This window comes from Biostraticola tofi, from assembly GCF_004343195.1.
Lineage (GTDB): Bacteria > Pseudomonadota > Gammaproteobacteria > Enterobacterales > Enterobacteriaceae > Biostraticola > Biostraticola tofi.
The window spans coordinates 1-17,381 of record NZ_SMCR01000006.1 but is presented as its reverse complement, the minus strand read 5'-3'; the positions used below and the strand labels follow the sequence as shown (position 1 = coordinate 17,381).

The window sequence follows — 17,381 nt, the reverse complement described above, 5'->3', positions numbered from 1 at the left end:
AAACAGGCAGTGGCCCTGATTGTCATGGTCGAGCAATAGTTATTCCCTAAATGTATTTTCAAATTAGTGAAACATGTCAAAGTAAAAATCTGTTGTTTGCGCTATGGTGCCGCCATTATGACTGTGCGTCGGGCCCGCCGGGTCCGGCGCATTGATTTAGGTCAGCATCTATGTACGAGTTCCATCTGGTGTTGCTGCTGCTGCAGCAAATGTGTGTTTATCTGGTTATCGCTTATCTGTTAAGCAAAACCCCCATTTTCATCCCCCTGACGCAAGTTACCGTCCGCTTACCCCACAAGCTGCTGTGCTATGTGATGTTTTCGATTTTCTGCATTATGGGAACCTATTTCGGTCTGCATATTGACGACTCGATTGCCAATACCCGCGCCATCGGCGCCGTGCTGGGGGGACTACTGGGCGGGCCGGCGGTAGGTGCGCTGGTTGGCCTGACCGGCGGGCTGCATCGCTATTCCCTTGGCGGCATGACCGCGACCAGCTGTATGATATCAACCCTCATCGAGGGGCTGCTTGGCGGGGTGGTGCATCGCTTGTTCATCCGCCGCGGCCGAATCGACAAATTGTTCAATCCCTTTACGGTAGCCGGCGTCACGCTGGTGGCGGAAATCATGCAGATGCTGATTATCCTGTCGGTGGCGCGGCCGTATGAAGAAGCCCTTAAACTGGTCAAAAGCATCTCGGCGCCGATGATTGTCACCAATACCGTCGGCGCAGCCATGTTTATGCGGATCCTGCTGGACCGAAGGGCGATGTTCGAAAAATATACCTCGGCATTTTCCGCCCGGGCGCTGAAAATTGCCGCCTGTACTGAAGGCTTTCTGCGCCAGGGTTTTAACCATGAAAACAGCATGCGGGTGGCTGAAGTTATTTATCAGCAATTGGACATCGGGGCGGTTGCGATTACCGATCGGGAAAAACTGCTGGCATTTATCGGCATCGGCGATGACCACCATCTGCCCGGCACGCCCATTGCCTCGCGCCATTCCATTAGGGCCATTGAAAATAATGAGGTGGTGTACGCTGATGGTAATGGTATTCCCTATCAGTGTTCGTTACACCGTAACTGCAAACTGGGTTCAACGCTGGTGATCCCGTTGCTGGGCGAAAACCAGCAGGTTATCGGTACCATTAAGCTGTACGAAGCCAAAAACCGTTTATTCAGCTCGATTAATCGCACCTTGGGCGAGGGAATTGCCAGCCTACTGTCGGCGCAAATTTTGGCCGGCCAGTATGAGCGTCACAAGCAGTTGCTGACCCAGTCAGAAATCAAGCTGCTGCATGCCCAGGTCAATCCCCATTTCCTGTTCAATGCCCTCAATACCCTGGTGGCAGTGATACGTCGCGACAGTGAGCAGGCCGGTCAACTGGTGCAATCCTTGTCGACTTTCTTTCGCAAAAATCTGAAAAGATCGGAAGAGGTGGTGTCACTCAGTGATGAAATCGAACACGTCAACGCTTACCTGCAAATTGAAAAAGCCCGCTTTCAGGATCGATTGCAGGTCAATTTTGAGTTGCCTGAGGCTTTACTGGGTTTGCATCTGCCGGCATTCTCCCTCCAGCCGATCGTTGAAAATGCCATCAAACACGGCACCTCTCATCTGCTCGGCACCGGCATCATCACACTCAGCGCCTGCCAGAGCCAAGGGCGGTTGCTGCTCAGCGTAGAAGATAACGCCGGTCTGTACCGTGATCACAGCGCGTCCACCGGGCTGGGGATGAGCCTGGTGGATAAGCGGATCCGTAATCGATTTGGCGATGGATATGGCCTGAGCGTCACCTGCGAGCCTGAGCAATCTACCCGTATTACCCTTAGCCTGCCGCTGGAGGACCTTGAGGCATGTTAACCGTATTGATCGTCGATGATGAGCCGCTGGCACGCGAGAATCTTAGATGCCTGCTGCACCAAGACCCGCAAGTAGCGGTGCTGGGCGAGTGCTCCAATGCGGTGGAGGCCATCAGTGCTATCCATCGTCTGCATCCGGATGTCCTGTTTCTGGATATTCAGATGCCGCGCATTACCGGGCTTGAAATGATCGGCATGCTCGATCCTGAAAAGATGCCGTATATTGTGTTCCTGACGGCTTATGATGAATATGCGGTCAGGGCCTTTGAGGAAAATGCCTTTGATTACCTGCTCAAACCCATAGAGGCGGGGCGATTGGCCAAGACCCTCTCGCGCCTGCACAACGAACGACCGCAGCAGGACATCATGTCCTTGTCCGAACCGGAAAGCCATCTGGAATATATTCCCTGTATCGGCCAAAGCCGCATCTACCTGCTGCGAATGAAAGAAGTGGTATTCGCCCAGTCACGGTTGAGTGGCGTATTTGTTACCGGCAATGATACCGGAGAGTGTTTTACCGAACTGACGCTAAAAACGCTGGAAACGCGTACCCCGCTGGTGCGATGCCACCGGCAGTATCTGGTCAATATGGCGCATCTGCGTGAAATACGGTTTGAAGAAAGCGGACAGGCGGAAATTGCCTTGAGCAACGGCCAATCAGTACCGGTCAGCCGGCGCTATCTCAAATCGCTCAAACAATTACTGGGTCTTAAAACCTGAGCGCCAACCTGGCTTGCCGCCATCAGATGGGGTCCTGCCTTAATATCAGCCAGCACCACATCAGATGGGGTCCTGCCTAAATATCAGCCAGCACCTGCGCCAGTACCGCCAGCATACGGTTATCGGTATCTTCCATGCATTGGGCTACATTAAAGCGAAGAAAATCGCCGGCGCCTTGCGATTGGCTAAAAGCATTGCCTGGGGCCAGCACTACCCCCAGTCTCAGACAGGCGCTGGCTATTTTTGCCGCATCAGCGCCTTTCGGCAACCGGCACCAGACAAACATCCCGGCCTGCGGCGCCAACCACGGCGTGATGCCAATCTTGCCTAAACCGCCTAGGCAATGGTCCATTCCCTGGGCCAGACGCAGGCGTATCGTCGCCATATGCTTGCGATAGCCACTGTCGGTCAGCGCCGCCAGCAGCACCGCAGACGCCAGTTGGCCACCGCCGAACTGGGTGGCGATTTTAAGATCCGTCAGACCATCGACCCAGCGGGACGGAGCGGCAATATAGCCGCAACGCATCGACGCTGAAATCGTTTTGGAAAAGCTGCCCATATGGATAACCCGGGACAGTCCATCCAGAGCGGCCAGCCGTGGGGCCGGGTGGCTTTCAAAATCGGCGAATATATCATCCTCAATGATAACCAGGTCCGTGCCTTCCGCCAGGGTAAGCAGCCGGTGCGCGGTCACTGAGGAAAGGGCGGCGCCAGTGGGATTGTGAATGCCGGAGTTCGTGATATAAAGCCTCGGAGCGTGCTGGCGCAGGGCAGCTTCAAACGCCGTCAAATCAGGGCCGGTGGGCGTAAATGGAACACCGACTGCGTTGACGCGATGAGCGCGCAGCAGGGCGTGGAAGTTAAAGTAGCAAGGATCATCTACCAATACCGCATCACCCGGTTGCAGGAAAAAGCGACAAATCAAATCTATCGCTTGGGTGCCGGAGTCTGTCAGCAGAATCTGCTCAGGCGATGCCTCGATAGCGGTAGCCCCCATGCGTCGCGCCAGAAATTGACGTAGAGCCGGCAGGCCTTGGGGCGGTGCATAGTCCGTCAGTAGCGATCGGTCGGCCCTGGCGATGGTGCGTAAGGCTCGGCGCATCCCGGCCTCGTACATCCAATGGGTCGGCAGCCAGCCACAGCCGGGTTTCAGCACTGAGGCATCGCTCTCCAGCGACTGACGTGAGATCCACAAAGGATCAACTTCGCGTTCAAGCCTGGGGCCAATTTCAGATAGCGCCAGCGGTGCTATCGGGCCGGCGACATAAAACCCTGAACCCTGGCGGGAGTAGATAACTTCTTCAGCGCAAAGCCGCTCATAGGCCTCGACCACCGTCGACACTGACAGTCCCATCGCCGTCGCTTGGGCACGCACCGAGGGCAGTCGGGTGCCGGGCAGATAAGCCCGCGAGGCAATTTTCATGCGTACGCTGTCCATTACGGTTTCAATGCGAGTCATTGTCGGCTTCATGCTGAGGATCCCTGAAAAGTGTATGGCGCTAGAAACCATAACAGTTACTTTAAATTGTACTGTTTTGTCTGTGGCGGGTCCAGCCAAGGAGTGATGTAATTCAGACCGGCCCCATATGGCCTCAACATGTGACTAAAAAAGGGAGTCTCCAATGGACAAGATGTCTGCCGGATGGATTAATGGATTGATAGGCGTGGTGATTTTTGCCGGTTCGCTGCCGGCGACCCGCCTGGCGGTGAAGGATTTCGATCCGGTGTTTCTCACCGGCGCCAGGGCAACTATCGCCGCGTTGCTGGCACTGATGCTGTTGCTGGCGTTGCAACAGCGCCGGCCAGGCGTCAGTACCGTGTTATCACTGGTGGTGGTCGCGCTGGGCGTGGTAGTCGGATTCCCACTGCTGACTGCAATGGCGCTGCAGAATATGACTTCTGCGCACTCGCTGGTGTTTATCGGACTGCTGCCGTTATGCACCGCAGTGTTTGGCGCCCTCCGCGGTAAAGATTACCCCAAACCGGCTTTCTGGCTGTTTTCCTTGCTCGGCAGCGCTTTTGTCGCTGGCTATGCGGCCTGGGGCGGCATCCAGGCCTCGCTGAAAGGAGACATGCTGATGCTGGCCTCTATCGTGGTCTGCGGCCTGGGCTACGCCGAAGGCGCTCGACTGTCACGCAAGCTTGGTGGCTGGCAGGTGATTTGCTGGGCATTGGTCGTGGCATTGCCGGTGATGCTGCCGATAACCCTGCTGACCATGCCCGCCTCCTTCGAACCGATTACCGTGGCCGGGTGGGCCGGGTTGGCTTATGTCTCAGTGTTCAGCATGCTGATAGGGTTTGTTTTCTGGTATCGGGGCCTGGCGATGGGCGGCATTGCCGGGGTAAGTCAACTGCAGTTGCTGCAGCCTTTCTTCGGCTTGGGACTGGCGGCGCTGTTTTTACATGAACCGGTAAGTTGGGCGATGCTGGCGGTTGCCCTGGGAGCGGTACTCTGTGTGGCTGGCGCCAAGAAGTTCGCCGCCTGACAGCGACAGACCGGGAGCCAGCCACGCGCTACTGCCTTAGATTACTGAGTCCAGCCCTGGTGATAAAACTGCATCAACGGCTTGGGATCAGAGGTTGCTCTGCCTGGCTTTGCCATCGGGTTCTACGAAGCGGCTATGGTGGAGCCTCGAGCGGACCCCTTCCGATATCCACTTCCTGCGCGAGAAAGTCCAAAAAGGCGCGCACTCGCAGCGGCAAGTAGCCGCCTTGACCGACAAACACCCCGTGGATCTCTTCCAGATCGCCGGGGTTGAGCTGTTCCAGCACTGGCTGCAACCGCCCGGCGGCGATATCCAGACGCACCTGAAACGCCGCCAGGCGCGCTAAGCCAACGCCTGCCAGCGCCAGCTGGCGCAACGCTTCCCCATCGCTGGCCAGCGCATTGCCGATAACCGGCATCACCTGAACCGTACCTGCAACGCGCAGCGGCCAACCCGGCTGCGCACGCGGGTAATTCGCCCCCAGCAGATTATGCCGGGCCAATTGCTCTGCGGTTTGCGGTATCCCCCGGCGCTGTAAGTAATCCGGCGACCCGACAATGATCATGCCGGTCTGGCCCAGCTTGCGGGCCGTCAGGCTGGAGCTTTTCAGCGGACCGGCGCGAACCGCCACATCGGTACGCTGTTCCAGAATATCGACAACATCATCCGTCAGCACGATATCCAATTGCACTTCCGGATGGCGCGCCAGAAAACGCGGCACCAATGGCAACAGAAAATGATGACCAAACGGCACATTGGCATTCACCCGCAGGCGGCCGCGCGGGGCCGCCTCGGCGCTGACGCAACGCTCAGCTTCATCCAGATCGGTCAGAATGCGCACGCCGCGTTCATAGAAAACGCATCCTTCCGGCGTAAGCTGGAGCTGCCGGGTCGAGCGGTTTAACAGCCGCGTACCCAGCCGCTGTTCCAAGCGCGCAATCAGCTTGCTCACCGCAGAGGGCGTCATCGAACACGACCGGGCGGCGGCGGTGAAGCTGCCCAGCTGAATGACCTGGACAAAGATATCCAGTTCACCGGAACGGTTAACCTCCAAACGCGCCATAGGGCATTCCTTATGAGTTCAGGTCACAAATGATTGTACTGGTCGCTATCTAGTGCGAATGCGTCTTTGAATTCATTATTTGAACACCTAATGTCGATGAAGTCACTACTATGAATATTCTCATACGATCCTCTGCCGTAGCCCGCACCTGGCTGATGCCTGCGTTACTCGCTGGCGGCATTATCACGCCGGCCGTCAGTGCTGAAAAATTCACCATGGAGTCACCGGCCGATAGCGGTGCGGTCTGGACAGCCAGTTGGCAAGCCAGTCCTCAACCGGTATGGGGGAAGGATTTTTTATTTCCAACCCAGGTACCGGCGGTGTTAAAAGATCAGACCATACGCCAGCTGGCACGCATTAGCCTGGGTGGGCGGCGGATGCGCATTGTGTTATCCAATGCCTATGGCCAGGCGCCGATTACCCTGGGCAAAGCCACGGTCGGCTTGACGCAGACCGGCTTGAATCGAGCAGAAATCGTCAATGCTCCCGCCACCTCCAACCCATCCGCGGACAATCGGGCGCCGATTATCGCGGGTACCCCTTTGGCACGCCTGCCTGGTCAGGACGATAAACTCAATATCAATAGCCTGCAGATAGTCACCTTTGGCGGCCAATCGTCGGTGACTATCCTCCCCGGGGCTGCGGTGATAAGCGATCCTATCGCACTGCGTTCATCCCCGCTGGCGCAGGTGGCAGTCAGCCTGTATCTGCCGGTCGCCACGCCGGTCAGCACTTTTCACTGGGATGGGCGTCAGACCGGGTGGATAGTCCCTGGCAATCGTACCGCCGCTGCTGAATGGGTAGCCACGTCATCTCAAAGTATCACTGCCCGTTTGCTGCTGACCGGCATTGAGGTCGAAGCGCCACCGTCCTCCTCGGCGCTGGTGGTGATGGGTGACTCGATTACTGATGGCGCCGCCGCCAGTCTGGATAAGGATCGGCGCTGGCCAGATTTCCTGGCAGAGCGGCTTGCGCCCTACAACGTGGCGGTGGTCAATGCCGGTATCTCCGGGGCACGGTTGCTGGCTGACGGTATGGGGGCTAATGCACTGACGCGACTGGATCGTGATGTGCTGGCCCAGCCAGGAGTAAAGAGCGCTATCCTGATGCTGGGCATTAACGATATCACCTGGCCGGGTACGGCCTTTGCGCCACATAGCCCCAGGCCGACGTTGTCGGCACTTATCGCAGGTTATCAGCAGTGGGTGTCTCAGGCTCACCGCCGCGGGGTAAGGGCGATAGGTGCCACCCTGACGCCTTTCAAGGGGGCGCTGCCCGGTACGCCGCTGGCTGATTACTTTCATCCGGACAAGGACCGCTTGCGCCGCCAGCTCAATGAATGGATCCGTCACAGCGGGGTGTTTGACGGGGTGATAGACTTTGACGCTCTGCTGCAGGACTCCACTGATCCCGCGAGTCTGTCAGCGCGTTTCGATTCCGGCGACCGGTTGCACCCAGGCGATGAAGGTAATCGGGCCATGGCATATGCTGTCAGCCTGACGCTGTTACTGCCGGATCTGCAGGACCAGGCGGATGCAAAGCGCAATGCTGTTTCTGGCGATCACTGACTCGGATGTCTACCGGTTAGCCATCCTGACAGCGGCAGGGCAATCTGGCATTGCCCTGTCTGTTAATAAAGATTGCCGGCAGCTGAAGCAATCCTTGAGACGGCAATAAAAATTAGCGGGAATGGAGCAAAATCGAACCTGGTATTTTCAATTTAACGTCTATTTGAGTGAACATGAATGAATGATAAACAATATATCCTGGATGATATTTTATTAGTGATAATACTCAAATCAACAATCAACAATCAACAATCAACAATCAACAATCAACAACCATGAAGAAAGAAGAAAGAAGAAAGAAGAAAAAATTATTAAGAGACAAGTATCGTATTTAGGCATGAGGCATGAGGCATGAGGCATGAGGCATGAGGCATGAGGCATGAGGCATGAGGCATGAGGCATAAAGTCGTGAGTCGTGAATCGAAAGTCGTAAGTCGTAAGTCGTAAGTCGTAAGTCGTAAGTCGTGAGTCGTGAGTCGTGAGTCGTGAGTCGTAAGTTGTAAGTTGTAAGTTGTAAGTCTTAAGCATCAGCTGTCGGATATGAGGGGTCAGGCATCAAAAATGGGACGTTATGTCATGAGTAACAATTGCTTAATAAAGTGTTTCAGGAACGCATATTGAAAATTTTCCATCGATTTCGATTAATTGTCAGATGCTCTCCTGTTAGGGGCGTAATATGTCACGCGTTATCGTAATTTCCGAGTATGTTGATGCAGCACCTTATGGCAGTCGGTACTTATATTTAATGATTTATGTTTATACTTTATTGGTGAGTCTGCCGTATTATTTATGGTGATGTTCTAATTTAACGTTGCACTTATTGTCATTAGCTTTTCTTTTTAATTCTCGCTTTATGTTCTTTTTCGTAAAGTAATAAAAAATATTGTAAGAATCGCAGTTCTTGTCATAATGGTGTGAATTAAATGGACGCGTTATTAGATAGTGTAATATGGATAAGGATATCGTATGCCCTGCATAAAGGAGCGTATTTCCACTTTGGGTGGGATGATTTGGCGTAGTCTATTATTTTATTCTGCAGGCGTCGTTTGCTTTATATTACCGGCTTCAGCTAATGAAGGCCGGGTATTATTGCCTCACTCTTATAACGCGGACCAACAGCCGGCAAACGTTATTATGTCCCCAGACCAGTACCTGATTAATCAGCAGCAGCGGCAGCGCGCTTTGCAGCAAAGCGTCACGCCACAATCGCCGGATGTGCGCCTCTCCCAGCCGGGCGGGCGCAGCAAGTACCTTCGTTTTCCTCAGGAAACGCGCTGTTTTACGCTATCTGAGGTGAAGATCAGTGGGGTGGATACCATGCCGTTCTGGCTGCATCTAAACCATATCAGTCGCCAGGCGAACGGCCATTGTCTCGGGGTCCAAGGCATCAGCCTGTTAATGAGCACACTGCAGAACCGGCTGGTGGATGCCGGTTACATCACTACCCGCGTGCTGGCGCCAGCCCAGGATTTGAACGGCGGCAAGCTTGAACTGTTGCTGGTGCCCGGCAAAATACGTCAGACCAAACTGACGGCGGGGAGCGGCCATTATGTCTCCCTTTATACCGCTTTTCCGGCGCATAGCGGGGGGTTGCTTGATCTTCGCGATATCGAACAGGGGCTGGAGAACCTGCAGCGCCTGCCGACGGTGAAGGCCAATGTCGAGATCCTGCCGGGGCAGCAGCCCGGTGAAAGCGATATCGTCCTCAACTGGCAGCAACAGCGCATGTGGCGAGCAGGCGTTTCGCTTGATGATGCCGGCTCGCGCAGCACCGGGCGCTATCAGGGCGGCCTGACGCTCTCTGTGGATAATCCTTTTTCACTGAGCGATCTGTTTTATCTGGCGGGCAACCGCAGCCTGAACAACAACAGCGCTAATGGTTCAGGCAATATTACCGGACATTATTCGGTACCGTTGGGGTACTCACTGCTGAGCATCACCGGCAGCAGTTATGACTATCACCTTACCGCTGCAGGGATGAACAGCGATATCCGCTACAGCGGCAAAAGCAGTAGTCTTGACGTTCAGCTCAGCCATGTTCTGCACCGCAGCGGCAACCAGAAAACCACCCTGACTTATGACGTGCTGATGCGCCAGTCCGGCAATAAAACCGATGACGTTGAAATCGAAGTCCAGCGCCGTCTGGTCTCAGCCTGGCGAATCGGATTGGACAACCGACACTTTTTCCCGTTCGGCACTCTGAATACGGGCATCAGTTATCAGCAGGGGACACGCTGGTTTGGTGCCATTCCGGCACCGGAAGAATCGGCAGGTGATGCCACTGCCTTAAGCCGGATTGTTCAACTTACTGCCAAGTTCGCTATGCCGTTTGAGGTGGCCAAAAGTCAGTTTCGTTACAACATGCAGTATAAGCGGCAACTGAGCTCCACTTGGCTCACCCCCCAGGATCAGTTCGCTATCGGCAACCGCTGGACGGTGCGAGGTTTTGACGGTGAACGCACCCTGAATGCCGACAGCGGCTGGTATCTCAGCAATGAGCTTGCCTGGGCCCTGCCGCAGGCGCAGGCAGAGGAACTCTACCTGGGGGTTGATTACGGCGAAGTGGGCGGCCATGGCGCGAAAAACCTGTTGGGCCGCCGCCTGGCCGGCGGGGCAATCGGCGTAAGGGGCCGTCGGTGGGGCATGGGCTATGACCTGTTCGCTGCGATGCCTTTTTCAAAGCCTGATGGATTCAGTACCGATCCCTGGACCATGGGCTTTACGGTTAATTGGCAATATTAAAGCCAGGCTGAACGATATCAGCCTGCACTATCTGCACCGGCTTATACCAGCCGGTGTCACCCAAAATCTCATTTAACCACAGCAAGCCTGTGGCCTCGAGCTGTGCCGTTTTTCCGGTACTGATAATCCTCTTAAGAATCAGAGTAAGGAGACCTGTTCTTGAACAGTCAGCGCTATCGCATTGTTTTCAATAAGGCCCGCGGCCTGTTGATGGTAGTAGGCGACCTCGCCCGCCGGGGCGGTAAGCAGCCTCGCGGCCGGCAGGTTGATGGGGCCGCCCAATGCAGCTGCCGCCTCAATCCATGGTCATGGGCATGGCTGGTGTTATTCGGCACGGTTAATGTTATTGGCAGCGCTCAGGCGGGTATCCAGGCAGATGCGCGATCCCCCGGTAACGAGCAGCCAATCATTATTGGCAGCGCCAACGGCATCCCCCTGATCAATATCCAGACGCCCAGCGAGGGTGGCGTCTCTCGCAACAGCTACCGCCAGTTCGACGTTGACGGTCGAGGCGCCATCCTTAATAACTCGCGCCAGGACATCTCCACCCAATTGGGCGGCATGGTGCAGGGAAATCCGATGCTTGCCGGCGGTGAAGCCAGAATTATTCTTAATGAGGTGCATTCCCGAGATCCCAGTCTGCTTAATGGCCATATCGAGGTGGCGGGGCAGCGTGCGCAGGTGGTCATCGCCAACCCGGCCGGCATCTCCTGCAGCGGTTGCGGTTTTATCAATGCCTATCGCGCCACCCTGACCACCGGGCAGGCGCTGATGGCAGAGGGTCGACTGACTGGCTATGACGTTGATCGTGGCGAGATCGTTATTCAGGGTACCGGTTTAAGCAATGGTGACGGCCAGAACTATACCGATATCATTGCCCGTTCGCTGAGCGTGAACGCAGAGCTGAATGCCAGCGATCTTGCGATCACCCTGGGGCGTAACCGGGTAGATGCCGACAATCGGCGGTTTGAAAAAAAATCGGCCGATGATTCTGCCCCACCTCGATTGGCGCTGGACGTAGCCAGCCTCGGCGGCATGTATGCGCAGCAGATCCGCCTTATTGGCACCGAAGATGGCGTTGGGGTACATAACGCCGGCACTGTCGGTGCTCAGGCCGGCGCAGTCATTATCACTACCGATGGCCGGATAGAAAACAGCGGTCGTGTCGGCGGTAAAACCGACCTGGCGCTGACATCCTCCTTGGACATTGATAACCGTGGCGGTCTGCAGATTGAGGGCAATGCCACGCTCAAGGCCGGCAACGCCATATACAACAGTGGATCGCTGCACGTGCTGGGCAATGCGTCTCTGACTGCCGGCAATGGGATTGATAATAGCGGTACCCTGCAGGCCGAAGGCAATGCCAGCCTGAAGAACGGCGGGGCGTTTCACAACAGCGGGACGGTCAGTTCACGCCACGACCTGCACATACAGGGCGGACAACTGACCAGTGAGCCCGGCAGCATCCTGGCCGCCGGTATCCAGCAGAACGGCAGCCAGGTCAAAGAGGGCAACTTAACGCTGGATGCCCAAGGCCCATTGCGGGTACAGGGCCAGAATCTGGCCGCCGGCGATCTGGTGTTTCAGGGTCAAGGCGTGGATGTGACTCAGGGTCGGACCGCAGCCCGTAACATCAAACTCGATGCCGGCGAAGGTGATTTGCTGACCGGCGGCGGTGCGACTATTGCCGCCCGACAGCAGTTTACCGGCCACAGCGCCAGCGTCTTTAACAATGATGGCGGCAGCCTGTCGGCCGACCGGTTTGCTATTTTCGCAGCGGATCTGTCCAATCAGCAGGGGCAGATTTCACAATGGGGCGAGGATAATTTGCTGCTCAGCCTGCCGGGCACCCTCAATAACCGTGGCGGACACATTGCCAGTAACGGCGGAGATTTGACGCTTAACGCCAGCCACATCAATAACCACAGCGGACATATCAACCATGCCGCCGCCGGCACCCTGACCTTTACCAGCGATATTCTCGATAACGGTGACGGTGAAATTGCCGGCAATAGCCACGATATGACGTTGAATGTCGCTCAAATCAACAATGACAACGGACAGATTAGCCATACATCCACCGGAAACCTGAAGATCGCCGGCGACAGCCTGCAGAGCCAAAAGGGCCAGATAAATTCCAACGGTCGGCTGACGATGACTGCCCGTGGCCACGCACTTTTGGACCGGGGCCGGATAGCGGCCCCGCAGGTCACGCTGACCGCCGGCACCCTGTCCAACCGTGACGGCCAGATAAACGCCACCGGCCCCTTGTCCAACCGTGACGGCCAGAGATACGCCACCGGCCCCTTGTCCAACCGTGACGGCCAGATAAACGCTACCGGCATTGGCCAGATAGCGGATAGCGGCCGCCTGCTGACCGCCGACAGTGGCCAGCGGCCGGCCACGCCCGGCAACGGGCAACTGAAGGTCACTGTCGCCGAGGGCCTGGATAATCAGCGGGGTCATCTTACTGCTGACGGCAATGTGCTGCTGACGGCCGGCAGCCTGAATAATCAGGCTGGAAACCTGAACGCTAATGGCGACCTGAGGCTTGATACCGGCGATCTGAATAACGCGTCCGGCCATATCACCGCGCTGCAGCAGGGAGCCCTGGATCTGCAGGTGCGTGGCCTGTTGGATAATCAGCATGGTGCAATTGCGGCTGAAAATATCACGCTTCACGCCGGACAACAGGCAGTCAACAATGCGGCGGGCACCCTGGCGGCATTACATGACCTGACTCTGCAAAGCCTCGGGCTGAATAACGACAGCGGTTTGCTGCAGGCGGGCAACGCCATGTCTATGGATCTCGGCGAGGGTCGTCTGAGTAATCGCGCCAGCGGTGAAAAGGGCGGCATCTTGAGCCTGGGACGGTTATCCATCCACAGCGGCCTGCTGGACAATCAGCACGGCTTTATCGGTGCCAGGGATGACGCGGCCGTTGCCACCGAAGATCTGCATAATGCCCACGGCACCCTGGTCAGCGATGGCGTGCTGCACCTGCAGACTGCGGCCCTGGATAATCACTCTGGCGTCTTGCAAAGCGGTGATGATTTCACTGTGCAGACCCAGGCCCAGACGCTGGATAATAACAGCGGCTGGATCAATGCTTCAGGGGCGCTCACCCTGCTGACCGGCACCCTGCTGAATCAGTCCGGCCAACTGCAAAGCGCCGGCGATCTGTTGCTCGACACCCATGGGCATGATCTGGACAATCGCCAGGGGGATATCGCGTCAGCCGGCCGGGCCGCGTTTACGGTTGCCGGGCTGAACAACGCTCAAGGTCAGATTCGGGCGGTCGGTGATGCCCGGGTGAATGCCGGCCAGGGTCGGGTGGACAACACCGCCGGGGCCATCCGCAGCGGTGCGGCGGTGACGATTAGCGCCGATAGCATCATCAATCGGGATAGCCACATTGATAACGGTATCCCGCGCGACGCCAACGCCGGGATCACGGGACTAGAAGGGCAATCGGTCATCCTGCGAAGCGCCGAGCTGGATAACCGACGCGGCAATATCCGCGCTAACCAGCTGCTGGAGATTACCGCCGGCAGGGAACTGGCCAATGCTGACGGCCTGCTCTCATCGGCCCAAGTGCTCAAGGTGCAGGGCGAAAACGCACTGCGCATCGGCAATAACAGCGGCACGCTGGTAGCCGGTAAGCAACTTGATTTGTCGGCCGGAGCATTGAGCGGCGATGGTCGCGTATTGTCCCAGGATGCGATGGCCCTGTCGCTGCAGCAGCCCTTTTTCAACACCGGCGAGGTGACGGCGAACGGCGATATGCAGCTCACCCTGGCCCAGGGCCTGGAGAACAGCCAGCGTATTACCGCCGGCGGCGAGCTTAATCTGCATACGGCCAGCCTGACGAACCATGAGTCGGGCGAAATCAGCGCTGCCCAAAACCACCTGCTGGTCGACGGGACGCTGACTAACCATGGCCTGCTGGACGGCACCCTGACGCACATTGTGGCCGCTAACCTGAGCAATATCGGCAGTGGACGCCTGTATGGCGATCATATCGCGCTCAGCACCGGCACGCTTGATAACCTGGATGAAAATGGCCAGGCGGCGACCGTTGCCGCCAGAGACCGGCTTGATCTGGGCGTGCAAACCCTGAATAACCGCAGCCAGGGGCTTATCTACAGTGCCGGCAGCCTGGCGATTGGCGGCGGATTGAATGAGGCATTCCAGGCCGAAGGCCGGGCAAACCTCTTCACTAACCACAGCGCCACCCTGGAGTCCGCCGGGGACATGTCGCTGAATATCGACCGAATCGTCAATGCCAACGATACGCTGGTCACCCGCAACGAGGTGACGGAGCGCAGCCCTCACCACGACGCGGTGTTGCAAGGGCATACGCAACGCTTTGAATGGGCCGATATCGATACCTCCCATGAAAACGACTATGGCGTGCACAATGCCAACATGCCGGACGGTACCGGGTATAATAGATTTTACGAGTATGACTACCAGCGTACCGTGACCGAGACGCAGATTGTCCAGAGCGAACCGGCCAAGATCCTGGCCGGCGGCAACCTGACGATCAACAGTGACCAGGTTCGCAACAGCGACAGCCAGATATTGGCCGGCGGCCTGCTGGGCGGCACCATCAACCATCTGCAAAACCTGGCCACACCCGGCGAGCGGATCATCCAGGATCTGGGCAAGCAGATTTACTGGTATGCCAAGAAATCCGGCGGCGGTATTGGCGGCACTAAAACCTCCCAGGGTAAAAAAACCAGCCGTTACCAGCCGGCAGCAGTAGTACAGACCATTGACCTGAAAGCCATGGCCTACCAGGGATCTGCGGCGGTTGACGGCAGCGGTACCCGTCTTGAGCCGCGTAAAACCACCGCCTTGACCGAATCGGTTGGCAACCCTGACGGCCCGGCCGTTCAGCTCGATAAGCGCCCGATTGACGCACCCACCGTGCAAACCGTAGAGATCGTCCAGCCGTTGGATCCGTTAAAATCGCAACAGGTGGCCCCGGTGGTGCGCACTGCCAGTCCGGATATTCATCTGCCGGTCAGCAGCCTGTTCCAGCTGCATCCGGATTTCACCAGCCAGTATCTGGTGGAGACTGATCCCCGCTTTACCAACCGGAAGCAGTGGCTGGGCAGCGACTACATGCAGCAGGCCATCAACCATGATGCCGGCCATATGCTCAAACGCCTGGGCGACGGTTACTACGAGCAGCAGGTGATCCGCAATCAGGTGATCAACCTGACCGGTCAGCGTTATCTGTCCGGCTTCAATAACGACAGTGATCAGTTTAAAGCGCTGATGGATGCCGGTATCGCCTTCGGCAAGCGCTATTCTCTGACGCCGGGCGTGGCGTTGACCCCTGAGCAAATGGCCCTGCTGACCAGCAATATGGTCTGGCTGGTCAAACAGGACGTCACCCTGCCGGATGGATCAGTACAAAGCGTCGTCGCGCCTCAGCTGTACGCCCGGCTGCAGCAAGGCGATCTTGACGGCAGCGGGGCGCTGCTGAGCGGTAATCATGTCGGGCTGGATATCCAACAGGACCTGACCAACAGCGGCGCCATCCTTGGCCGGGAGGTGACCCGGCTTAGCGCCGATAACCTGACCAACAGCGGTTTTATCGGCGGCAAACGCACCGACCTGACGGCGCGTACCGATATGGTTAACCGGGGCGGCACGCTATCGGGCGGCGATAGCCTGACGGTGCGGGCCGACCGCGACATTATCAGCCAAAGTACCCTGCGGGGCGATGAGGAGCACCGGGCTATCGACCGGGCGGCCGGCCTGTATGTCCAGAACGACGGCGGCACCCTGGCCCTGAAAGCGCTGCAAAATATTACCCTGACGGCGACTCAGGCCAGCACCGTGGGCGCGGACAGCAAACTGAATATTGCCGCCGGCAATACACTGACGCTGGATACTCTGACCCAGACGCATACTGAAAACAACGACTGGAGCCAGGATACCTATCGACACCTGAGCCAGCATGATGATGTGGGATCGCAGCTTAACAGCCAGGGCAGCATAGCCCTCACCGCCGGTCACGATCTCAATGCCAAGGCCGCCTCGGTCACTGCCGCCGGTGCCCTCACCGCCGAAGCCGGTCATGATATCACCCTGTCCGGCGGCCAGTCCGGCTTCACCCTGACCGAACACGATAAACAAAACCGGCGCAATATGCTGTCCGCGACCTCGCTGGAAAGTCACGACCAGGTGACAGAACAGAACAACCTGGGCAGCAACTTCAGCGGCAATAGCCAGGATATCAAGGCCGGGCATGACCTACTCGTCACCGGCAGCTCGGTGGCCGGCACCGAGGATGTCAGCCTGACCGCCGGCCACCGGCTGGCTATCGAGACCGCCGACCAGACGCGCCTGGACCAGCACTGGAATGTGGAAAAGACCTCCGGCCTGACCGGCACCGGCGGCCTGGGTTTCAACTACGGCAGCAACAGCCTGAAAATCAGTGATGGCGGCACCGTCCACAGCAGCGCCGGCAGTACTGTCGGCAGCACCGAAGGCACTGTCCGTCTTGAGGCGGGCCAGGGGCTTAAGATCAAAGGTTCGGATGTGCTGGCGCGCAAAGATATCGCCCTCAAGGGCCAGCAGGTGGCGATTGGGCATGCCGACAATCACAGCGTCCAGACCCACCGGGTGGATCAAATGCAAAGCGGCCTGACCCTGGCGCTGTCGGGCCTGGTGGGCGGGATTGCCAACACGGCGGTGACCACCATCAACCAGGCCGGCACGCAAAGCAACGGCCGGCTGGCGGCGCTGGACGGCATCAAGTCGGCCCTCAGTGGCGTTCAGGCCTATCAGGGCTATGCCATGGAGCAGGCCCAAGGCAAAGACGGGACATTGATTGGCCTCAATCTGTCCTATGGCGCCCAGTCATCGACCTCGGAGCAGACCCAGACCCGGCACCAGAGCCAGGGCAGCCAGCTGACCGCCGG

The 17,381-nt window shown here is 57.3% G+C and carries 8 protein-coding genes; 6 read left to right on the top strand and 2 right to left on the bottom strand.

Annotated features, from left to right (window positions below; translation table 11 throughout):
• Positions 1-170: 170 nt before the first annotated feature.
• Entirely contained in the window at positions 171-1,862 is a 1,692-nt protein-coding gene (locus EDC52_RS12995) for a sensor histidine kinase (protein ID WP_131865773.1), read from the top strand.
• Entirely contained in the window at positions 1,856-2,581 is a 726-nt protein-coding gene (btsR, locus tag EDC52_RS12990) for a two-component system response regulator BtsR (protein ID WP_131865772.1), read from the top strand. Before EDC52_RS12995 ends, btsR begins: the two co-directional genes overlap by 7 nt.
• 76 nt (positions 2,582-2,657) lie before the next feature.
• Here the strand turns inward: btsR and EDC52_RS12985 are convergent, their stop codons facing one another.
• Complete coding sequence (locus EDC52_RS12985; protein WP_131865771.1) at positions 2,658-4,052, bottom strand: aminotransferase-like domain-containing protein; 1,395 nt, start codon at positions 4,050-4,052, stop codon at positions 2,658-2,660.
• Between the two features lie 151 nt (positions 4,053-4,203).
• Between EDC52_RS12985 and EDC52_RS12980 the strand changes: the two genes are divergently transcribed.
• Entirely contained in the window at positions 4,204-5,067 is an 864-nt protein-coding gene (locus tag EDC52_RS12980) for a DMT family transporter (protein ID WP_131865770.1), read from the top strand.
• 133 nt (positions 5,068-5,200) lie between these two features.
• On the opposite strand, the gene EDC52_RS12975 is transcribed toward EDC52_RS12980, so the two are convergent.
• On the bottom strand, positions 5,201-6,130 hold the full coding sequence (locus tag EDC52_RS12975) for a LysR family transcriptional regulator (RefSeq protein WP_131865769.1): 930 nt from the start codon (positions 6,128-6,130) through the stop codon (positions 5,201-5,203).
• A 110-nt stretch (positions 6,131-6,240) separates the two neighbouring features.
• Between EDC52_RS12975 and EDC52_RS12970 the strand changes: the two genes are divergently transcribed.
• From EDC52_RS12970 to EDC52_RS12960, 3 genes are all read left to right on the top strand, one after another.
• Positions 6,241-7,698 carry an SGNH/GDSL hydrolase family protein gene (locus EDC52_RS12970; RefSeq protein ID WP_230468041.1) on the top strand — a complete coding sequence of 486 codons (1,458 nt, stop codon included), beginning with the start codon at positions 6,241-6,243 and terminating at the stop codon, positions 7,696-7,698.
• 1,134 nt (positions 7,699-8,832) lie between these two features.
• A complete protein-coding gene (locus EDC52_RS12965) occupies positions 8,833-10,440 on the top strand; it encodes a ShlB/FhaC/HecB family hemolysin secretion/activation protein (protein WP_230468040.1) in 1,608 nt (535 codons plus the stop codon).
• A gap of 159 nt (positions 10,441-10,599) precedes the next feature.
• Positions 10,600-17,381 (top strand): two-partner secretion domain-containing protein (locus tag EDC52_RS12960; protein ID WP_131865768.1); only part of this gene is annotated, 6,782 nt, incomplete at its 3' end.